The organism is Sedimentitalea sediminis, from assembly GCF_042687825.1.
Taxonomy (GTDB): Bacteria; Pseudomonadota; Alphaproteobacteria; order Rhodobacterales; family Rhodobacteraceae; genus Sedimentitalea.
Genome location: NZ_JBHUQE010000006.1, coordinates 94,320 through 111,082, shown reverse-complemented (window position 1 = coordinate 111,082; position 16,763 = coordinate 94,320). Strand labels below are relative to the sequence as shown.

Below are 16,763 nucleotides of genomic sequence, written 5' to 3'. Positions count from 1 at the left end.
ACCGGCCGGGGTCAATAAAAGCTCTGCGGGTCGATATCGACATTCAGCCGCAGATCGCCCTTTGGGCGAAATGGCGCAATCCAAGCGGCCAGCGCCTCTTGCAGCGGCGCGCCCTTGGCGGCCTTGACCAGCAGGCGCACCCGGTGGCGGCCGCGGATGCGCGCGATCGGGGCAGGCGCCGGTCCGAAGACCTGTGCGCCGATCCGGCGCAGCGGCGCATCGGCCCGCGCCAGCGCATTGCCCAGATCGAACACCTGCGCCACGTCGCTGCCGGACAGGATGATCCCGGCCATGCGGCCAAAAGGCGGCACGCCGGCGACCTCGCGCTCGGCTGCCTCGGCGCGCCAGAATCCGTCCTCGTCGCCGGACAGGATCGCCCGGATCACCGGGTGTTCGGGCTGAAAGGTCTGCAACAGCGCGGTGCCGGGCCGTTCCGCCCGCCCGGCGCGCCCCGCCACCTGGCGCATCAGCTGGAACGTGCGCTCGGCGGCGCGCAGATCCGAGCCCTGCAGCCCCAGATCGGCATCGATCACCCCAACCAGCGTCAACAGCGGAAAGTTGTGCCCCTTGGCAACCAGTTGGGTGCCGATGATGATATCCGCCTCGCCCGCCGCGATCTTTTCGATCTCGGCCTTCAGCGCCCGGGCGCTGCCAAACAGATCGGAACTGAGCGTCGCGATCCGCGCATCGGGAAACAGTGCCACCGCCTCTTCGCCCAGCCGTTCTACGCCGGGGCCGACCGGGGCCAGCCGATCCTCGGCGCCACAGGCCGGACAGACGGTCGGGATCGGTCGCGTCTCGCCGCATTGATGGCACATCAGGCGCTTGAGAAACCGGTGCTCGACCATGCGCGCATCGCAGTGATCGCAACCGACCTGCTGACCGCAGGCCCGGCACAGGGTCACCGGCGCATAGCCGCGTCGGTTGATGAACAGCATCGCCTGTTCGCCCTTGGCCAGCCGGTCCTGCACCGCCATGCGCAGGCTCGGCGAAATCCAGCTGCCGGCCTGCAGCTTTTCGGCCCGCATGTCGATGGCACGCATCTCGGGCATCACGGCGGCCCCGAACCGGGCCGTCAGTTCGACCATGCCGTATTTTCCGGACTGCGCGTTGGCCCAGCTTTCCAGACTGGGCGTGGCGCTGGCCAGAACCACACGGGCGCCGCAGATTGCCGCCCTTAGCACCGCCATGTCCCGCGCGTTGTACAGCACCCCGTCTTCCTGCTTGTAGCTGGTGTCGTGCTCCTCATCGACGATGATCAGGCCGAGATGCTGAAACGGCAGGAACAGCGCCGATCTTGCGCCCACCACCAGCTGCGCGTTGCCCTGACCGACCATCTTCCAGACCCGCCGCCGTTCGGTCAGGGTGACGCCGGAATGCCATTCGGCGGGACGCGCGCCGAACCGCGCCTCGACCCGGGTCAGGAATTCCGCCGTCAGCGCGATCTCGGGCAAAAGGACCAGCGCCTGTCGCCCCTGTGCCAGGCATTCGGCCACCGCCTCCAGGTAGACTTCGGTCTTGCCCGACCCGGTCACCCCCTTGAGCAGCGTGGTGCCATAAGTCCGGCTGCGCAGCGCCGTCCGCATGTGATCCGCCGCCGCCGCCTGATCGTCGGTCAGCGCCTTGCCGGGACGGTCCGGGTCCAGCGGCGGCATGGGCAGATCGCGCGGACGGTCCAGCTCGGCCACGGCACCCTGTTTCACCAGCCCCTTGACCACCGACGCGGTGACCCCGGCCATTTCGGCCAGTTCCTTGAGGGTAAAGGACAGGCCGCCATAATCCTGCAGCACCGCCAGCACCCGGCGGCGCGCATCGGTCATGCGGTCCGGTTCGCCCTGCCCCCGCCGATAGACCTTGCGCATCGAGGGCGGATCGCTCAGCCCCGGCGCCCGGGTCGCCAGCCGCAGCATCGCCGGCATCGGCGTCAGCGTGTAATCGGCGGCGCGGGTCAGAAAGGTCATCATTTCGTCGCGCATCGGCGCCGCGTCCAGCACCCGGATGACCGAGCGGATGCGGGACAGGTCGAAATCGCCCTGCCCCGCCCCCCAGACCACGCCCAACACCTTGCGCGGGCCCAATGGCACTTCGACAAAGGCACCTGTCAAACAACCGCCCTCGGGCGCCTTGTAATCCAGCAGCCGGTCCAGCGGCTGCGTGGTCAGAACCGCCACCAGCGCGCCCTGATCGAAGAATTCCGGCTGGCTCACCGCGGCTTGCCTCTCGGGGGTTTCAGCATCTCGGCTCTTGGGGTAAAGCCATCGGGAACCAAGGCCAACCCACCAAAGGACCGCGCGCCATGAAATTCTTTGTCGACACCGCCGAAATCGACGCCATCGCCGAACTGAACGATCTGGGCATGGTGGACGGCGTCACCACGAACCCGTCGCTGATCCTGAAATCGGGCCGCGATATCCTCGAGGTCACCAAGGAAATCTGCGACCTGGTCGATGGCCCGGTCAGCGCCGAAGTGGTCGCCCTGAAAGCCGATGAGATGATCGCCGAAGGCCGCAAGCTGGCCGGGATCGCCGAGAATATCGCCGTCAAGGTGCCGTTGACCTGGGACGGGCTGAAAACCTGTAAGGTGCTGACCGACGAGGGCCACATGGTCAATGTCACCCTGTGTTTCTCGGCCAATCAGGCACTGCTGGCGGCCAAGGCGGGCGCGACATTCATCAGCCCCTTTATCGGGCGGCTGGACGATATCAACCTGGATGGCATGGACCTGATCGCCGACATCCGCACCATCTATGACAATTACGGCTTTGACACCCAGATCCTGGCCGCTTCGATCCGCACGGTGAACCATGTCACCGAAAGCGCGCGCATCGGCGCCGACGTGATCACCGCGCCGCCGGGCGTGATCAAGGCGCTGGCCAGCCACCCGCTGACCGACAAGGGGCTGGACGCCTTTATGGCGGACTGGGCCAAGACCGGACAGAAAATCCTGTAAATGCCACGCGGATCGGCATCCGCGATGGGCGCTATCGCCCCGTCGCGGATGCCGCCTGTTGTCATTTGGACATCATTCGCGGCGCTGTCGCGGTTTTGCACGCCACGATGGCGCCAGACGTGCTATAAGCCCTAAAACACAAAAAACGAGGCCCGAATGAGCAGCAGCCCGAAACTGGAAGACGCCCTGCGCTCGGCGATCATTGCCAAACCCGATGCCATTCTCGAGGATCAGGACGTGATGCGCGCCCTCGTGTCCGCCAACGAACGCCTGATGGGGGAAAACATCGTCGATCTGCGCGGCATCGCAATGGACCGGCTGGAAAACCGGCTGGACCGGCTGGAAGATACCCACCGCAGCGTCATCGCCGCCGCCTATGAGAACCTGGCCGGCACCAACCAGGTGCACCGCGCCGTGTTGCGGCTGCTGGATCCGCTGGAGTTCGAACCGTTCCTGCGCGATCTGAGGGGCGAGGTGGCCGAAATCCTGCGCGTGGACGCCATTACTCTGGTGCTTGAATCCGCCCAGGCCGAGAGCGATCCGTCGGTGCAGCGCATGGGCAGCGTGCTGACCGTGGTCGAGCCGGGATTCGTGGACAGCTATATCACCCAGATGCGCGGCGGATCGCCCCGCCAGGTCAGCCTGCGCCAGATCCAGCTGGCCAGCGACCGCATCTATGGCGAGATCGCCGATCAGATCCAGTCCGAGGCCTGTCTCAAGCTGGATCTGGGGGCCGGTCGCCTGCCCGGCATGCTGGTGATGGGTGCCAAGGACTCGCATCAGTTCAGCCCGCAACAAGGCACCGACCTGCTGGCGTTCTTCGCCGGTGTGTTCGAACGGTCGATGCGCCACTGGCTGTCGTGACCCCGATTTCGCCGGCCTGCCGGGATGCATTGCAGACCTGGCTGGACGGGCAAAAGGCGCTGGCCGGCGCCTCGGCAAACACCATCGCCGCCTATCGCGGCGATGTGACCGATTTCCTCGGTTTCATGTGTCTGCATCACGGCGGCGCGCAAGGACTGGCAGCACTGCAGCGCATCAGCGTTTCGGACATGCGCGCCTGGATGGCCCGCACCCGCAGCGCCGGGGTCGGACCGCGCTCGCTGGCGCGCAAGCTGTCGGCCGTGAAATCCTTTTACCGCTGGCTGGCAGAGCGCGAGGGGTTTGAACCCACCGCCGTTCTGGCCACCCGCGCACCACGTTTCCGCAAGAAACTGCCCCGCCCGCTGGATGAACAGGCCGCCCGTGCGATGATCGACACGGTGGAACTGCAATCCAGAGACAGCTGGGTCGCGGCGCGCGACGTTGCCGTGGTGACGCTGCTCTACGGCTGCGGGCTGCGGATCTCCGAAGCCCTGGGCCTGACCGGAGCCGACGCGCCGCTGCCCCCGACGCTGCGGATCGTCGGTAAGGGCGGCAAGGAACGCGTGGTGCCGGTGCTGGATGCCGCCCGCGACGCGGTCAGCGCCTATCTGCGCCTGTGCCCGCACCCGATGACGGCAGAGACGCCGCTGTTTCGAGGCGTCCGCGGCGGTGCGTTGAACCCAAGGGCGATCCAGGAGGCAATGGCCAAGGCCCGGATGCAACTGGGCCTGCCCGCCACCGCGACACCGCATGCGATGCGCCACAGCTTTGCCACCCATCTGCTGGAGGCCGGGGGCGATCTGCGCTGCATCCAGGAATTGCTGGGTCATGCCTCTCTGTCCACGACACAGACCTATACGGCGGTGGACACGGCGCGCCTGCTCGAGGTCTATGACCGCGCCCACCCAAGAGCCTGATCCGCCCGCCCGCGCAGCCCGGACTCTCGTTTCGTCACAGGCTTGTGCACAAGCGTGCCTACGCCGGGCGGGTCGGGCGTGGCACGATACGGGAACCTCGCGACACGACCCCGGCATCCCGTATTACCGAGAGGAGACCACCATGACACGACCCGCAAACCTGTGCCAGAGCAGCCTGGCCGCCCTGATCGGCCTGACCGGCGCGGCCCTGGCCGACACCTGCGCCGCGCCGCAGGGCGACACCTGGGAACTGAGCGCCGCCGAGATCGAAACGCTGTATGATTGTATCGCGCAGGACATGCAGACGGCCTACGCCAAAAGCGGCCATCCGGCAGCCACCGCCTATCGCGGCTGGACCGTGGCCTCGACCCGGCCCGCCGTCGCCGGCCCGCATGGCGACCGTCTGTTACAGACTTTTGCCAATGCCGAGGCGGCCGAGTCCTATCTGGCCTTTGCCCCCGAGGGTGTGCGCATGCCCGCCGGCTCGGTACTGGCCAAGGAAAGCATCGCGCTGAGCGCCGACGGGACCGCCCGGGTCGGCCCCCTGTTCCTGATGACCAAGCTGGACCAGGGCGGCGCACCGGACAGCGATGACTGGTTTTACGAGGCGGTGCAACCCGACGGCAGGATGATGCGCCTGTCGCAGAGCTTTTGTCACGATTGCCACGGTGCGTGGCAGGATCAGGACAGCCTGGCCTATCCGCTGGAAGAGGTGCGCGTCGGCAACTGAGCACCGCACCGCCGGCAGGTCGTGAGATTTTGCTTTGCATCCGATCTGCGGTTCCGCCATGACGCTAGGCATGGCCCCGAAACACAGCGCCCTGCTTGTCCATCTGTTCACCGCGACCGGCGCGGTCTTTGCCATGCTGGCCATGCTGGCGGCGGCCGAGACCAAGTGGAGCCTGATGTTTCTGTGGCTGGTCGTGGCGTTTTTTGTCGACGGTATCGACGGTCCCCTGGCCCGCAAATACCACGTCAAACACTATGCGCCGCAATTTGACGGGGTGATCCTGGACCTGATCATCGACTATCTGACCTATGTCTTCATCCCGGCCTTTGCCCTGTTTCAGTCCGGGTTGATGAGCGGCTGGACCGGCTGGGTCGCGATCATCGTCATCACCTTTGCCAGCGCCATGTATTTTGCCGATACGCGGATGAAGACCAAGGACAACTCCTTTGCCGGTTTTCCCGGCTGCTGGAACATGGTGGTGCTGGTCGTGTTTGCGCTGCAACCGAATTTCTGGGTCATCCTGGCACTGGTCACCACGTTGGCCATCACCATGTTTACACCCCTGAAATTCGTCCACCCGGTGCGCACCGAACGCTGGCGCAACCTGACATTGCCGATGGCGCTGGCCTGGACCTTCTTTGCAGGCTGGGCCGCCTGGGTCGATTTCCACCCGCAAAGCTGGGCACACTGGGGGCTGGTGGTTACCAGCGTCTACCTGCTGTTTGCCGGAATCGCACAACAGATCATCCCGCCGCGCCAGACAGACTGACACCTACAACCCGGCACTCACCCATTGCGCCCAGCGCATCCGCCCGCGCAATCGGCACGCATGCCACAGGTTTGCACGCGCGCGCCTTGGATTTCTTTCCGAAGGACCGGATACACCCTGTCTTTCTTGCGAATAATTCTCAATAGCATTGACTTACTTGCGAGTCACTCTCATATTCATCGAAACCGACCTGAATGGGACCCAACCATGATTCTGCGCCGTACATTTCTGTCTGCAATCGCCGCCGCGATGATCCTGCCGCTGGCTGGACCGGTCCGGGCCGACCAGCCGCTGCAGGTGGTGGCCACCACCGGCATGATTGCCGATGCCGCCCGGCAGGTCGGCGGCGATCTGGTTGAGGTCAAGGCGTTGATGGGTCCCGGTGTCGATCCCCATGCCTATCGTCAGACCCGCACCGATATCGTCGCGATGACCCGCGCCGATTTGGTTCTGTGGCATGGCCTGTATCTGGAAGCACAGATGGAAGACTTTTTTCAGGACCTGGCGCGCAAGCGCAACGTGGTCGCGGTGGCCGAGGGGCTGCCACGCAATCTGTTGCGCGGCCATGACGACTATGCCGACAAATTCGACCCGCATGTCTGGATGACCCCGGTTTTGTGGAAAGAAGTGGTCAAGCAGGTGCAGATCGCCCTGACCGAGACCCGGCCCGACAGCGCCGACATCTTTGCCGCCAACGCCGCGGCGCATCTGGCCGAGTTGGACGGACTGGCCCGCTATGCCGAGGCCAGCATGCGCCAGGTGCCGCCGGAAAACCGCGTCCTGCTGACCGCGCATGACGCATTCGGCTATTTCGGCGCCGCCTATGACGTCGAAGTGCTGGGCATTCAGGGCATCTCGACCCAAAGCGAGGCCGGGTTGAACCGGGTCAGCGCGCTGGTGGATCTGCTGGTGGATCGTGGCATCACCGCGGTATTCGTCGAAAGCTCGGTGTCTGACCGCAGTATCCGCGCCCTGATCGAGGGGGCCGCCGCCAAGGGGCACAAGGTACAGATCGGCGGCGAGCTGTTCAGCGACGCGATGGGTCCCGAGGGCACCTATGAGGGCACCTATGTCGGCATGATCGATCACAACGTGACAGTGATCGCGTCGGCCTTGGGCGCGGACGTGCCAGCGCGCGGCATGAGCGGCAGATTGTCGGCGGGGTTCTGAGATGAACGTGGAACTGGCAACCCTGCACGGGCAGGACGCGGCACGGAATTCCGCCGCGGACAGTCCGCTGGCGATCCGGGGGCTGACGGTGTCGTATGGTCAGAAGCCGGCGGTGTTCTCGGTGGACATGACCGTGCAACCGGGCGCCATGACCGCGATCATCGGCCCCAACGGCGCCGGAAAATCGACGCTGCTCAAGGCCGCACTGGGGATCATCACGCCTCTGTCGGGCCAGGTCCAGGTCTTTGGCGCGCCGCTGCAGAGCCAGCGGTCGCGCATCGCCTATGTGCCACAGCGCGCCAGCATCGACTGGGATTTTCCGACCCGGGTCATCGACGTGGTCCTGATGGGACTCTATCGCCAACTGGGGCTGTTGGGCCGGGTCCGGGCGCGGCATCGGCAGCAGGCCACGGAATGCCTGCACCGGGTCGGCATGGTCGATTTCGCGGATCGTCAGATCGGACAATTGTCCGGTGGCCAGCAGCAACGGGTGTTTCTGGCCCGGGCGCTGGCGCAGGATGCCGATCTCTATCTGCTGGACGAACCCTTTGCCGGGGTCGATGCGGCCACCGAAAAGGCGATCATCGGCGTGCTCAAATCGTTGCGCGCGGCAGGCAAGACCGTGGTGGTCGTACATCACGACCTGGCGACGGTGCGCGACTATTTCGACAACGTGTTCCTGATCAACACCAGCAGGGTCGCCGAGGGTCCGGTCGAGACGACCTTTACCGCCGAGACCCTGCAGGCCACCTATGGCGGACGTCTGGCCACCGCGCAGGTCGACCAGCTGGCCCGCGCCCTGGGGTGACACCATGATAAGCGACGCGCTGCTGCTGCAACTGGGCTATAACGCCACGCTGGTGGCCATCGGCGCGACCCTGCTGGGTGTCGCCGCCGGGGCCACGGGCACGTTCCTGTTCCTGCGCAAACGCGCCCTGGTCAGCGACGCGATCAGCCACGCCACCCTGCCCGGCGTCTGCCTGGCCTTTATCCTGATGGTGATGCTGGGCGGCGATGGCCGCAACCTGATCGGACTGCTGGCCGGCTCGGCCCTGTCCGCCTGGGTCGGCCTGTTGTGCCTCAACTGGCTGGTGCGCCGCACCCGGCTGGCCGAAGACGCGGCGATCGGCGCCGTCCTGTCGGTGTTTTTCGGGCTGGGCATCGTGCTGTTGACGATCATCCAGACCATGGGATCGGGCCGACAGGCCGGTCTGGAAAGCTTTTTGCTGGGCTCGACCGCCGGCATGCTGTGGAACGACGCCCTGGTGATCGCCCTGGGCGGGGCCGCCACGCTGGCGCTGATCCTGCTGCTGCGCCGGCCGATGACCCTGGTGGCCTTTGACCCGGAATATGCCGCGGCACGCGGCCTGCCGGTGGCGCGGATCGATCTGGCGATGATGGCGCTGGTCATGGCGATCACCGTCGTCGGGCTGAAGATCGTCGGGCTGATCCTGATCGTCGCGCTGCTGATCATCCCGCCGGTCACCGCGCGGTTCTGGACCGAGCGCAGCGACCGGGTGGTTCTGCTGGCCGGGCTGGTCGGCGGGGCATCGGGTTATGTCGGCGCGGCGATTTCGGCCTCGGCCCCGAACCTGCCAACGGGGCCGATCATCGTGCTGGTCAGCTTTGCCTGTTTTGCCCTGTCGCTACTGCTGGCCCCCGGGCGCGGCGTGTTGGCGGCGGTGCTGCGCCACCTGCGGTTTCAAAAGCGCGTGCATCTGCGCCAGGGGCTGCTGGCGCTGGCCCAGGGTCAGCCGATCTATGAAAAACTGACGCTGCGCCTGCTGCACCGGGCCGGGCTGGCGCGCCCGGACGGGGTTGCCACCGACAAGGGCCGCGCCCGCGCCGCCAAGGCGCTGCGCGACGAAAGACGCTGGCAGGTGATCCGCGCCGATCAGACCCACGAGGCAGCGGCGGCCCTGTATGACGGGTTGCGCGACATCGAAACCGTCCTGACCCGGGACCAGATCGCCGAGGTCGACCGCATCATCGGCGGACCGAAAGGCGTGCCCGCATGACCGGTTCCGAGTTCGTTCCCCTGTCACTGCCACCGCTGCTGATCGGCATCTTTGCCGCCGTGGCCTGTGCCCTGCCCGGCAATTTCCTGGTGCTGCGGCGGCAAGCGCTGATCGGCGATGCGATCAGCCATGTGGTCCTGCCCGGCATCGTCGTCGCCTTTCTGGCGACCGGTGTGATCGCCGCCTGGCCAATGATGCTGGGCGCTGCCGGCGCCGCGGTGCTGGCGGTGGTGCTGATCGAGGCGATCCGCCGTCTGGGCCGAATCGAGCCGGGCGCGGCGATGGGCGTGGTCTTTACGGCCATGTTCGCCGCCGGGGTACTGCTGCTGGAACAGTCCGACACGTCCAGCGTCCACCTGGATGTGGAACACGCGCTTTATGGCAATCTGGAAAGCCTGATCTGGCTGGACGCCACCGGCTGGAGCTCGCTGCTGGACCACGAGGCCCTGCGCGGCCTGCCGGTGGAACTGCCGCGCATTGCGATCACCCTGATCGGCGTGATCCTGTTCACCCTGCTGTTCTGGCGACCGCTAAAGCTGTCGACCTTTGACGAAGGCTTTGCCCGCACGCTGGGTATCCGCACCGATCTGCTGGGGCTGGCGCTGGTGATCACCGCGGCGGTGGCGGCGGTGGCGGCCTTTGACGCGGTCGGCTCGATCATCGTGATCGCCATGTTCATCTGCCCGCCCGCGGCGGCCCGGCTGATGACCAACCGGCTGGAACATCAGGTGGCCTGGAGCGTCGCCTTTGCGGTGCTTTCCGCGGTTAGTGGCTATATTCTGGCAGGTTACGGCCCGCTGTGGCTGGGCGGTCAGGATGCGGTCAGCGCGGCCGGCATGATCGCCACGATGTCCGGCCTGATCCTGGCTGCGGCGGCGCTGTTCGGCCCTTGCCGCACCCGGGCCGGGGCGCCGCAACAGGGCTGATGCGTCACGATTTCGGCGTACGGCGCTTGGGAGGCTTGTCCCCGCCCTGCGCCTTTGCCGCAGCGGCGGCAGCGGCGCGGCGGGCCTTGTTTTTCTTGCTGTTGGGCTTGCCCACAAGCGGCGCGGCGCCCTTGTGCGGCGGAACCGGTTTCCGTTTGGCCGCCGTCCCGCGCGGTTGATAAGGCGTATCAGCCCCCCCGGGGTGGCCGGCGGCCTTGGCACGGGGTTTCTTGTATTTTGCGGCCGCGCCCTTGGGTTTTGATCCCGGTTTCGGCTTTTTTACCCGGGGAACGGGGGCGTCGTTCCAATCGATTGGAGTTGCGTCCGGCGGCGCCACCGGGGGCGCGGCGGCGGCGGTCGCCTGTGCGACGGGTTCGGTCGGCGGCTTGCCGCGATGGGGCTTGGCTTTGCCCTTGAAAGGTTTGCCGCCAACGGGTTTGCCACCCGGGCGCTGCCTGCCACCCAGATCGGGTGCACTGTCCAGTCGGGTGACCCTGGCGCCGTCCTCGACCGTCATCTCGGGTCCGAGGGCGGCGGCAAAACCGTCGGCGCGCGCCTCGCTGATCTCGACAAAGCTTTCGTCGTACTGAATGCGGATCGCGCCGATGTCGTCCCGGGTGATGTCGCCTGCCTTGCACAGGATCGGCAGCAGGCGGCGGGTCTCGATCCCGGCCTTTTTACCACCAGAAACCGAGAACCAGACACTGGGTCCAAAGGGCGCGCGCGGCTCGGGTTTGGCCGCAGAACCCGCAGGCGACAGTTCCTCGGGCGCGGAATGACGGCTTTCATACAGCGCGACATAGGCAGCCGCGATCTGCTCGGGGCCGAACCGCGCCAACAGATCGCGCGCCAGTTCTGTCGGCTCGGCAGGTTGCTGCCAGACCGGATCGGCCAGCATCCGTTCGCCGTCGCGGGCGCGCACCGCCTCGGCCGAGGGCGCCTGGTCCCATTCCGCGGTCAGCTTGGCAAAGCGCAGCAACCGCTCGCATTTCTTGCGCGCGACCGGCGGCACGATCAGCGCGCTGACGCCCTTGCGCCCGGCCCGCCCCGTGCGGCCCGAGCGGTGCAGCAGGGTCTCATGGCTGTTGGGCAGTTCTGCATGCACCACCAGATCAAGACTGGGCAGATCGATGCCCCGGGCCGCGACATCGGTGGCAACACAGACCCGCGCCCGCCCATCGCGCATCGCCTGCAGCGCATGGGTGCGTTCGCTCTGTGACAGTTCGCCGGACAGCGCCACCACCGAAAAACCGCGATTGGACAGGCGCGTGGTCAGCCGGTTGACCATCGCCCGTGTATTGGCAAAGACCAGCGCATTGGGCGCCTCGTAATAGCGCAGCACGTTGATGATGGCGTTTTCCACGTCCCGCGGCGCCACCGACAGGGCCCGGTATTCGATATCGCTGTGCTGGCGCGCCTCGGCGGCAGTGGTGATGCGGATCGCGTCGGTCTGATAGTTTTCCGCCAGCCGGGCGATGCCGCGCGGCACCGTGGCCGAAAACATCAGCGTGCGCCGGTCCTGCGGCGATTCCGCCAGGATGAATTCCAGATCCTCCTGAAATCCCAGGTCCAGCATCTCGTCGGCCTCGTCCAGCACCACGGCGCGCAGGGCGCTCATGTCGATGGTTCCGCGCATGATGTGGTCGCGCAGCCGACCGGGCGTGGCGACCACGATATGCGCTCCGCGGGCCAGCGCCCGGCGCTCGTCGCGCATGTCCATGCCGCCGACGCACGAGGCCAGATGCGCCCCCGCCGGGCCGAACAGCCAGGCCAGTTCGCGCCGGACCTGCAGCGCCAGTTCCCGGGTCGGCGCGATGACCAGCGCCAGCGGTGCCCCGGCAGCGTCGAAATGATCGCCTTCGCCCAACACGGTCGGCGCGATGGCCAGGCCAAAGCCGACGGTCTTGCCAGACCCGGTCTGTGCCGACACCAGCAGGTCGGAATGGCCCAGCCCGGGATCGGTCACGGCCTGCTGGACCGGGGTCAGGGTGTCATAGCCCTGCCGCTGCAGCGCTTCTGCCAAAGTGTGTTTCACGTGCGGGTTCTTTTCTGCTGACGGCGCGGGCGGGAAAACGACGCGCAGGGTGAATCAAGCGACGGCACCTATCCGGTTCGCGGCGCGATGTATAGCGTAAATACCGGTGCCGCACCCCTGTGGCGATACCGGCCGGCACCCTGCAAGTTACGGTTGTGGCCTTGCGGGCGGCACGCCGATCATTCCGGTGGCAGAATCGTTGATACCCATGCTAGGTATAGGGGTATGGCGCACACGAACCCCCAAATCGGCGAAGAACGCCCGGTAATCCGTCAACTGGACGAAGCCGCGATCAACCGCATCGCGGCGGGCGAGGTGGTCGAGCGCCCGGCCTCGGCGGTCAAGGAACTGGTCGAGAACGCCATCGACGCGGGTGCCACGCGCATCGGCATCGATGTCGCGGATGGCGGCAAGACGCTGATCCGGGTGACCGACGACGGCTGCGGCATCGCCGCCGGGGATCTGCCGCTGGCGCTGTCACGACACGCAACGTCCAAGATCGACGGTTCGGATCTGCTGAATATCCACACTTTCGGGTTCCGCGGCGAAGCCCTGCCGTCCCTGGGCGCGGTCGGACGCCTGAGCATCTCCAGCCGTGTGCCCGGGGCCGACGCCGCCGGTATCCGGGTTGCCGGCGGGCAGATCGGTCCGGTGAAACCGGTGGCGCTGGGCGGCGGCACGGTGGTCGAGCTGTCGGACCTATTCTATGCCACGCCCGCCCGGCTGAAATTCATGCGCAGCGATCGCGCCGAGGCGCAGGCGATCACCGATGTGGTGAAACGGCTGGCGATGGCGGAACCGGCCATCGGCTTTGCCCTGCGCGATGTCAGCGGCGGTGCCGGGCGCGTGGTGTTTCGGGCCGATCCCGAAACCGGCGATCTGTTTGACGCGCTGCATGGGCGGCTGGGCCGTATCCTGGGCCGCGATTTCGCCGACAACGCGCTGCGCATCGACGCCACGCGCGAGGGCGTCCGCCTGTTTGGCTATGCCGCCCTGCCGACCTATTCCCGCGGCGCGGCAGTGGCGCAATATCTGTTCGTCAACGGCCGCCCGGTGCGCGACCGGATGCTGGGCGGCGCCTTGCGGGCGGCCTATTTCGACTTTCTGTCGCGCGACCGGCACCCGGTGGCGGCGCTGTTTCTGGATTGTGACCCGACGCTGGTCGACGTCAACGTGCACCCGGCGAAATCCGAGGTGCGGTTCCGCGATCCGGGCATCGCGCGCGGATTGATCGTCTCGGCGCTGCGCCATGCGCTGGCCGAGGCCGGACACCGCGCCTCGAGCACGGTGGCGAAAGCCACGCTGGGCGCGATGACGCCGGAACCGACCGGCGCGCGGGTCTATCAGATGGATCGCCCGTCGCCGGAGGCGCGCCGCGCCGGCTATGCGGCACAGGCCCCGGGCTTTGCTGAAATGCGGGACAGCTACAGCGCCCGCGTCGTCGAATTGCCGACCGATCCCGACCCCGCAGAGCCGGAGACGGCACAGGCCCTGCCTTTGGGCGCCGCACGCGGCCAGGTGCACGAGAATTACATCATCGCCCAGACCGAGACCGGCCTGGTGATCGTCGATCAGCACGCAGCACATGAACGCCTGGTCTATGAAAAGCTGAAACGCCAGATGGCCGAAACCGGCGTGGCCGCGCAGGCCTTGCTGATCCCCGAAATCGTCGATCTGCCGGAACCGGATTGCGCCCGGCTGCTGGACATCGCCGACGATCTGGCGCGGCTGGGTCTGAGCATCGAACCCTTTGGCGGCGGCGCCATCGCGGTGCGCGAAACGCCGGCGATCCTGGGCGAGGTCGATGCGGCCGCGATGCTGCGCGACATCGTCGATGAACTGACCGATCAGGGCGACAGTCAGACCGTGCAGGCCCGGATCGAGGCGATCCTGTCGCGCGTTGCCTGCCATGGCTCGGTCCGCTCGGGCCGCCGCATGCGCGCCGAAGAGATGAACGCCCTGCTGCGCGAGATGGAAGCCACCCCGCATTCCGGCCAGTGCAACCACGGCCGCCCGACCTATGTGGAACTGAAACTGGCCGATATCGAACGCCTTTTCGGGCGCACATGATCGAGATCGGCGGTATAAGCTATGCGCCAAACGACCCGCTTGTGCTGGGCGCGGTGGGGGCGGCGACGCTGATCCTGCTGGTGCTGGTCCTTCTGGTTCTGGCCGCACGCGCTGCGGCACGCTCGGCCCGCCTGACCGAACCTCTTGCGCAGCAAATGGCGGTGCTGGGGCAGCATGTGCAGCAGTTGGGCATGGGGCAGGAACAGCTGCGCGGCGGGTTGCAACATGTCTCCGATGCCCAGGCCAATGCCCAGGTGCAGATGGTACAGACCGTGGAAACCCGGCTGTCGGATGTGCAGCAGAACCTGAACGACCGGCTGGCCGACAACATGATGCGCCAGAACCGCGCCCTGACCGAGATGCAGGAGCGTATGCGCGAAACCCTGCATGGCAGCAGCAAACAGACCGCAACCTCGCTGACCCAGCTACAGGAGCGTCTGGCCACCATCGACAAGGCACAGGACAACATCACCAAATTGTCGGGCGATGTGCTGTCCCTGCAGGACATCCTGAGCAACAAGCAGACGCGTGGCGCCTTTGGCGAAATTCAGTTGAACGACATCGTGTCCAAGGCGCTGCCCAAGGACAGCTATCAATTGCAGGCGACGCTGAGCAACGGCAAGCGCGCCGATTGTCTGATCCGCCTGCCCAATCCGCCAGGCCCCATCGTCATCGACAGCAAATTCCCGCTAGAGGCCTATGAGGCGCTGCGCCGCGCCGAAACCCCGGCCCAGACAACCGAGGCCGCCAGGATGATGCGCACCGCCGTGCGCGCCCATATCAAGGCGATTTCAGACCGTTACATCGTCGAGGGCGAAACCGCCGATGGCGCGCTGATGTTCCTGCCTTCCGAAGCGGTCTATGCCGAGCTGCACGCGAATTTTGCGGAACTGGTGCGCGACGGCTTTGCCGCGCGGGTCTGGATCGTGTCGCCGACCACCTGCATGGCGACGCTGAACACGATGCGCGCAATCCTGAAAGATGCGCGCATGCGCGAACAGGCCGGCGCAATCCGCCGCGAGCTGGGCCTGCTGCACAAGGATGTCGACCGGCTGGGCGACCGGGTGAATAATCTGGACCGGCATTTCGGTCAGGCGGCCAAGGATATCTCCGAGATTCGCATCAGCGCCGAAAAAGCCGGACGTCGGGCGCAGCGGCTGGACAATTTCGATTTCGAGGAGATCGCCGAACAGGAGGCGTCCAACGTGGTGCCTCTGGGCAAATCCGATCCCTGAAAACCGGCCTCTAGCCGTGGCCCGTCTTGTGCGGCAGCAACAGCGCATACAGGGCCGAGTTGATCGGCGCCGGGACATCCATCTGTGCCGCAAGACGCCTGGCGGCGCCGGAAATCCACTCGATTTCAAGCGGGCGGCCTTCTTCCAGGTCGATCGCGGTCGAGGCCCGCATCGCGCGCGGCAGGCCCTGAACCAGGTTCCAGGTGTCCGCTTCGGCGGTCATCGGCAGGGAAATGCCCCGGGCCCGTCCGATCGCGGCGGTCTCGGCAATCACCGCCCGCATCAGATCGGCCAGTGGCGGATGATCGAGAATATCGCCTATGGTACAGCGCCCGGCGGCCGTGACACCGGACACCGCCGAGAACAGAACGAACTTCATCCACAGATCGCGGTCGATATCGTTGGTCGCCGGGGCCGATGCACCGGCGCCCTTGATCGCCGCCCGCAACGCATCGATGCGTGCCGAAGGTTGGCTGTCGCGTTCGGCAAAAACAAACCGGCTGAAATCACCGACCTGCCGGACGACGCCCGGCGCGGCGATCGTGGTCGAGATCTGGGCCATGCCGTTTGCGACGCAATGCGCCGGCAGGATCTGCATCAGCCGCTCGCTGGCCTCGACCCCGTTCAGAAAAGGCACAACGACCGTGTCCTCGCCAATCATCGGCAGACAGGCTTTTGCCGCCGATTCCAGTGCATCGCCCTTGACGCCGAATATGATGGCGTCCACCTCGCCCACCTCGGCAGGATCATCCGTGGCAATCCAGGGGGTCACCGTGTCGACGCCCGTGCCATGCTCCAGGGTCAGGCCGTTCTCGGCGATGGCCCGCAGATGATCACCGCGCGCAATGGCGGCGACCTGATGTCCGGCCTGAGTCAGCCGCACCGCCAGAAATCCGCCGATCCCCCCTGTTGCCATGGTCGCAATCTTCATGTCCGTCCCTCCTTGGTGCGCGCACCGGTCGCGCGCCAAATCAGTATAAGAGCCCGGGACTTGGCTTCAATGGCATGGTTTCGCAGCAACCGCCCCGGCGGACGACCGGTTTGCGCAAGATCAAGGACGGCAGGCGTGGCTGGGGTAT

Annotated in this window: 14 protein-coding genes; 11 read left to right on the top strand and 3 right to left on the bottom strand. The window is 66.3% G+C overall.

Annotated features, from left to right (window positions below):
* Positions 1-11: 11 nt before the first annotated feature.
* The gene (locus ACFMPD_RS07240; protein ID WP_380993127.1) at positions 12-2,207 is read right to left on the bottom strand and encodes a primosomal protein N'; all 2,196 of its coding nucleotides are present in this window, start codon (positions 2,205-2,207) and stop codon (positions 12-14) included.
* An 89-nt stretch (positions 2,208-2,296) separates the two neighbouring features.
* On the opposite strand from ACFMPD_RS07240, the gene fsa reads away from it, so the two are divergent.
* The 9 genes from fsa to ACFMPD_RS07195 all read left to right on the top strand — a co-directional run bounded on the left by fsa (position 2,297) and on the right by ACFMPD_RS07195 (position 10,344).
* Positions 2,297-2,950: a fructose-6-phosphate aldolase gene (gene fsa / locus ACFMPD_RS07235; RefSeq protein WP_380993126.1), complete on the top strand. Its 654-nt coding sequence runs from the start codon at positions 2,297-2,299 to the stop codon at positions 2,948-2,950.
* Positions 2,951-3,106: 156 nt separating this feature from the next.
* The gene (locus ACFMPD_RS07230) at positions 3,107-3,814 is read left to right on the top strand and encodes a DUF484 family protein (RefSeq protein WP_380993125.1); all 708 of its coding nucleotides are present in this window, start codon (positions 3,107-3,109) and stop codon (positions 3,812-3,814) included.
* Positions 3,811-4,731, top strand: coding sequence for a tyrosine recombinase XerC (locus ACFMPD_RS07225; protein ID WP_380993124.1), 921 nt, complete (start codon positions 3,811-3,813; stop codon positions 4,729-4,731). Before ACFMPD_RS07230 ends, ACFMPD_RS07225 begins: the two co-directional genes overlap by 4 nt.
* A 142-nt stretch (positions 4,732-4,873) precedes the next feature.
* Entirely contained in the window at positions 4,874-5,461 is a 588-nt protein-coding gene (locus ACFMPD_RS07220; protein WP_380993123.1) for a recombinase, read from the top strand.
* Between the two features lie 70 nt (positions 5,462-5,531).
* Positions 5,532-6,230: a CDP-alcohol phosphatidyltransferase family protein gene (locus ACFMPD_RS07215; RefSeq protein WP_380993122.1), complete on the top strand. Its 699-nt coding sequence runs from the start codon at positions 5,532-5,534 to the stop codon at positions 6,228-6,230.
* Positions 6,231-6,437: 207 nt separating this feature from the next.
* On the top strand, positions 6,438-7,400 hold the full coding sequence (locus ACFMPD_RS07210; RefSeq protein WP_380993121.1) for a metal ABC transporter solute-binding protein, Zn/Mn family: 963 nt from the start codon (positions 6,438-6,440) through the stop codon (positions 7,398-7,400).
* Between the two features lies 1 nt (position 7,401).
* Complete coding sequence (locus ACFMPD_RS07205) at positions 7,402-8,208, top strand: metal ABC transporter ATP-binding protein (RefSeq protein WP_380993120.1); 807 nt, start codon at positions 7,402-7,404, stop codon at positions 8,206-8,208.
* A gap of 4 nt (positions 8,209-8,212) precedes the next feature.
* On the top strand, positions 8,213-9,418 hold the full coding sequence (locus ACFMPD_RS07200; protein WP_380993119.1) for a metal ABC transporter permease: 1,206 nt from the start codon (positions 8,213-8,215) through the stop codon (positions 9,416-9,418).
* Positions 9,415-10,344 (top strand): metal ABC transporter permease, encoded by a 930-nt coding sequence (locus tag ACFMPD_RS07195; RefSeq protein ID WP_380993118.1) that lies wholly within the window; start codon positions 9,415-9,417, stop codon positions 10,342-10,344. Before ACFMPD_RS07200 ends, ACFMPD_RS07195 begins: the two co-directional genes overlap by 4 nt.
* Before the next feature lie 4 nt (positions 10,345-10,348).
* On the opposite strand, the gene ACFMPD_RS07190 is transcribed toward ACFMPD_RS07195, so the two are convergent.
* Positions 10,349-12,379, bottom strand: coding sequence for a DEAD/DEAH box helicase (locus ACFMPD_RS07190; protein WP_380993117.1), 2,031 nt, complete (start codon positions 12,377-12,379; stop codon positions 10,349-10,351).
* Between the two features lie 225 nt (positions 12,380-12,604).
* Between ACFMPD_RS07190 and mutL the strand changes: the two genes are divergently transcribed.
* Positions 12,605-14,449, top strand: a complete 1,845-nt coding sequence (gene mutL, locus ACFMPD_RS07185; protein WP_380993116.1) for a DNA mismatch repair endonuclease MutL — start codon at positions 12,605-12,607, stop codon at positions 14,447-14,449.
* Positions 14,446-15,684: a DNA recombination protein RmuC gene (locus ACFMPD_RS07180; protein ID WP_380993115.1), complete on the top strand. Its 1,239-nt coding sequence runs from the start codon at positions 14,446-14,448 to the stop codon at positions 15,682-15,684. Before mutL ends, ACFMPD_RS07180 begins: the two co-directional genes overlap by 4 nt.
* Positions 15,685-15,694: 10 nt before the next feature.
* Here ACFMPD_RS07180 and ACFMPD_RS07175 read toward each other — a convergent pair whose 3' ends face one another.
* Positions 15,695-16,615 carry a ketopantoate reductase family protein gene (locus ACFMPD_RS07175; RefSeq protein ID WP_380993114.1) on the bottom strand — a complete coding sequence of 307 codons (921 nt, stop codon included), beginning with the start codon at positions 16,613-16,615 and terminating at the stop codon, positions 15,695-15,697.
* Positions 16,616-16,763 lie beyond the last annotated feature (148 nt).

What these genes read in the sequence shown, in the direction of transcription:
- ACFMPD_RS07200 (WP_380993119.1), top strand. Translation starts at nt 8,213, where the DNA reads ATGATAAGCGACGCGCTGCTGCTGCAACTGGGCTATAACGCCACGCTG.
- mutL (WP_380993116.1), top strand. Translation starts at nt 12,605, where the DNA reads ATGGCGCACACGAACCCCCAAATCGGCGAAGAACGCCCGGTAATCCGT.
- ACFMPD_RS07195 (WP_380993118.1), top strand. Translation starts at nt 9,415, where the DNA reads ATGACCGGTTCCGAGTTCGTTCCCCTGTCACTGCCACCGCTGCTGATC.
- ACFMPD_RS07175 (WP_380993114.1), bottom strand. Translation starts at nt 16,615, where the DNA reads ATGAAGATTGCGACCATGGCAACAGGGGGGATCGGCGGATTTCTGGCG.
- fsa (WP_380993126.1), top strand. Translation starts at nt 2,297, where the DNA reads ATGAAATTCTTTGTCGACACCGCCGAAATCGACGCCATCGCCGAACTG.
- ACFMPD_RS07205 (WP_380993120.1), top strand. Translation starts at nt 7,402, where the DNA reads ATGAACGTGGAACTGGCAACCCTGCACGGGCAGGACGCGGCACGGAAT.
- ACFMPD_RS07230 (WP_380993125.1), top strand. Translation starts at nt 3,107, where the DNA reads ATGAGCAGCAGCCCGAAACTGGAAGACGCCCTGCGCTCGGCGATCATT.
- ACFMPD_RS07180 (WP_380993115.1), top strand. Translation starts at nt 14,446, where the DNA reads ATGATCGAGATCGGCGGTATAAGCTATGCGCCAAACGACCCGCTTGTG.
- ACFMPD_RS07215 (WP_380993122.1), top strand. Translation starts at nt 5,532, where the DNA reads ATGGCCCCGAAACACAGCGCCCTGCTTGTCCATCTGTTCACCGCGACC.
- ACFMPD_RS07210 (WP_380993121.1), top strand. Translation starts at nt 6,438, where the DNA reads ATGATTCTGCGCCGTACATTTCTGTCTGCAATCGCCGCCGCGATGATC.
- ACFMPD_RS07220 (WP_380993123.1), top strand. Translation starts at nt 4,874, where the DNA reads ATGACACGACCCGCAAACCTGTGCCAGAGCAGCCTGGCCGCCCTGATC.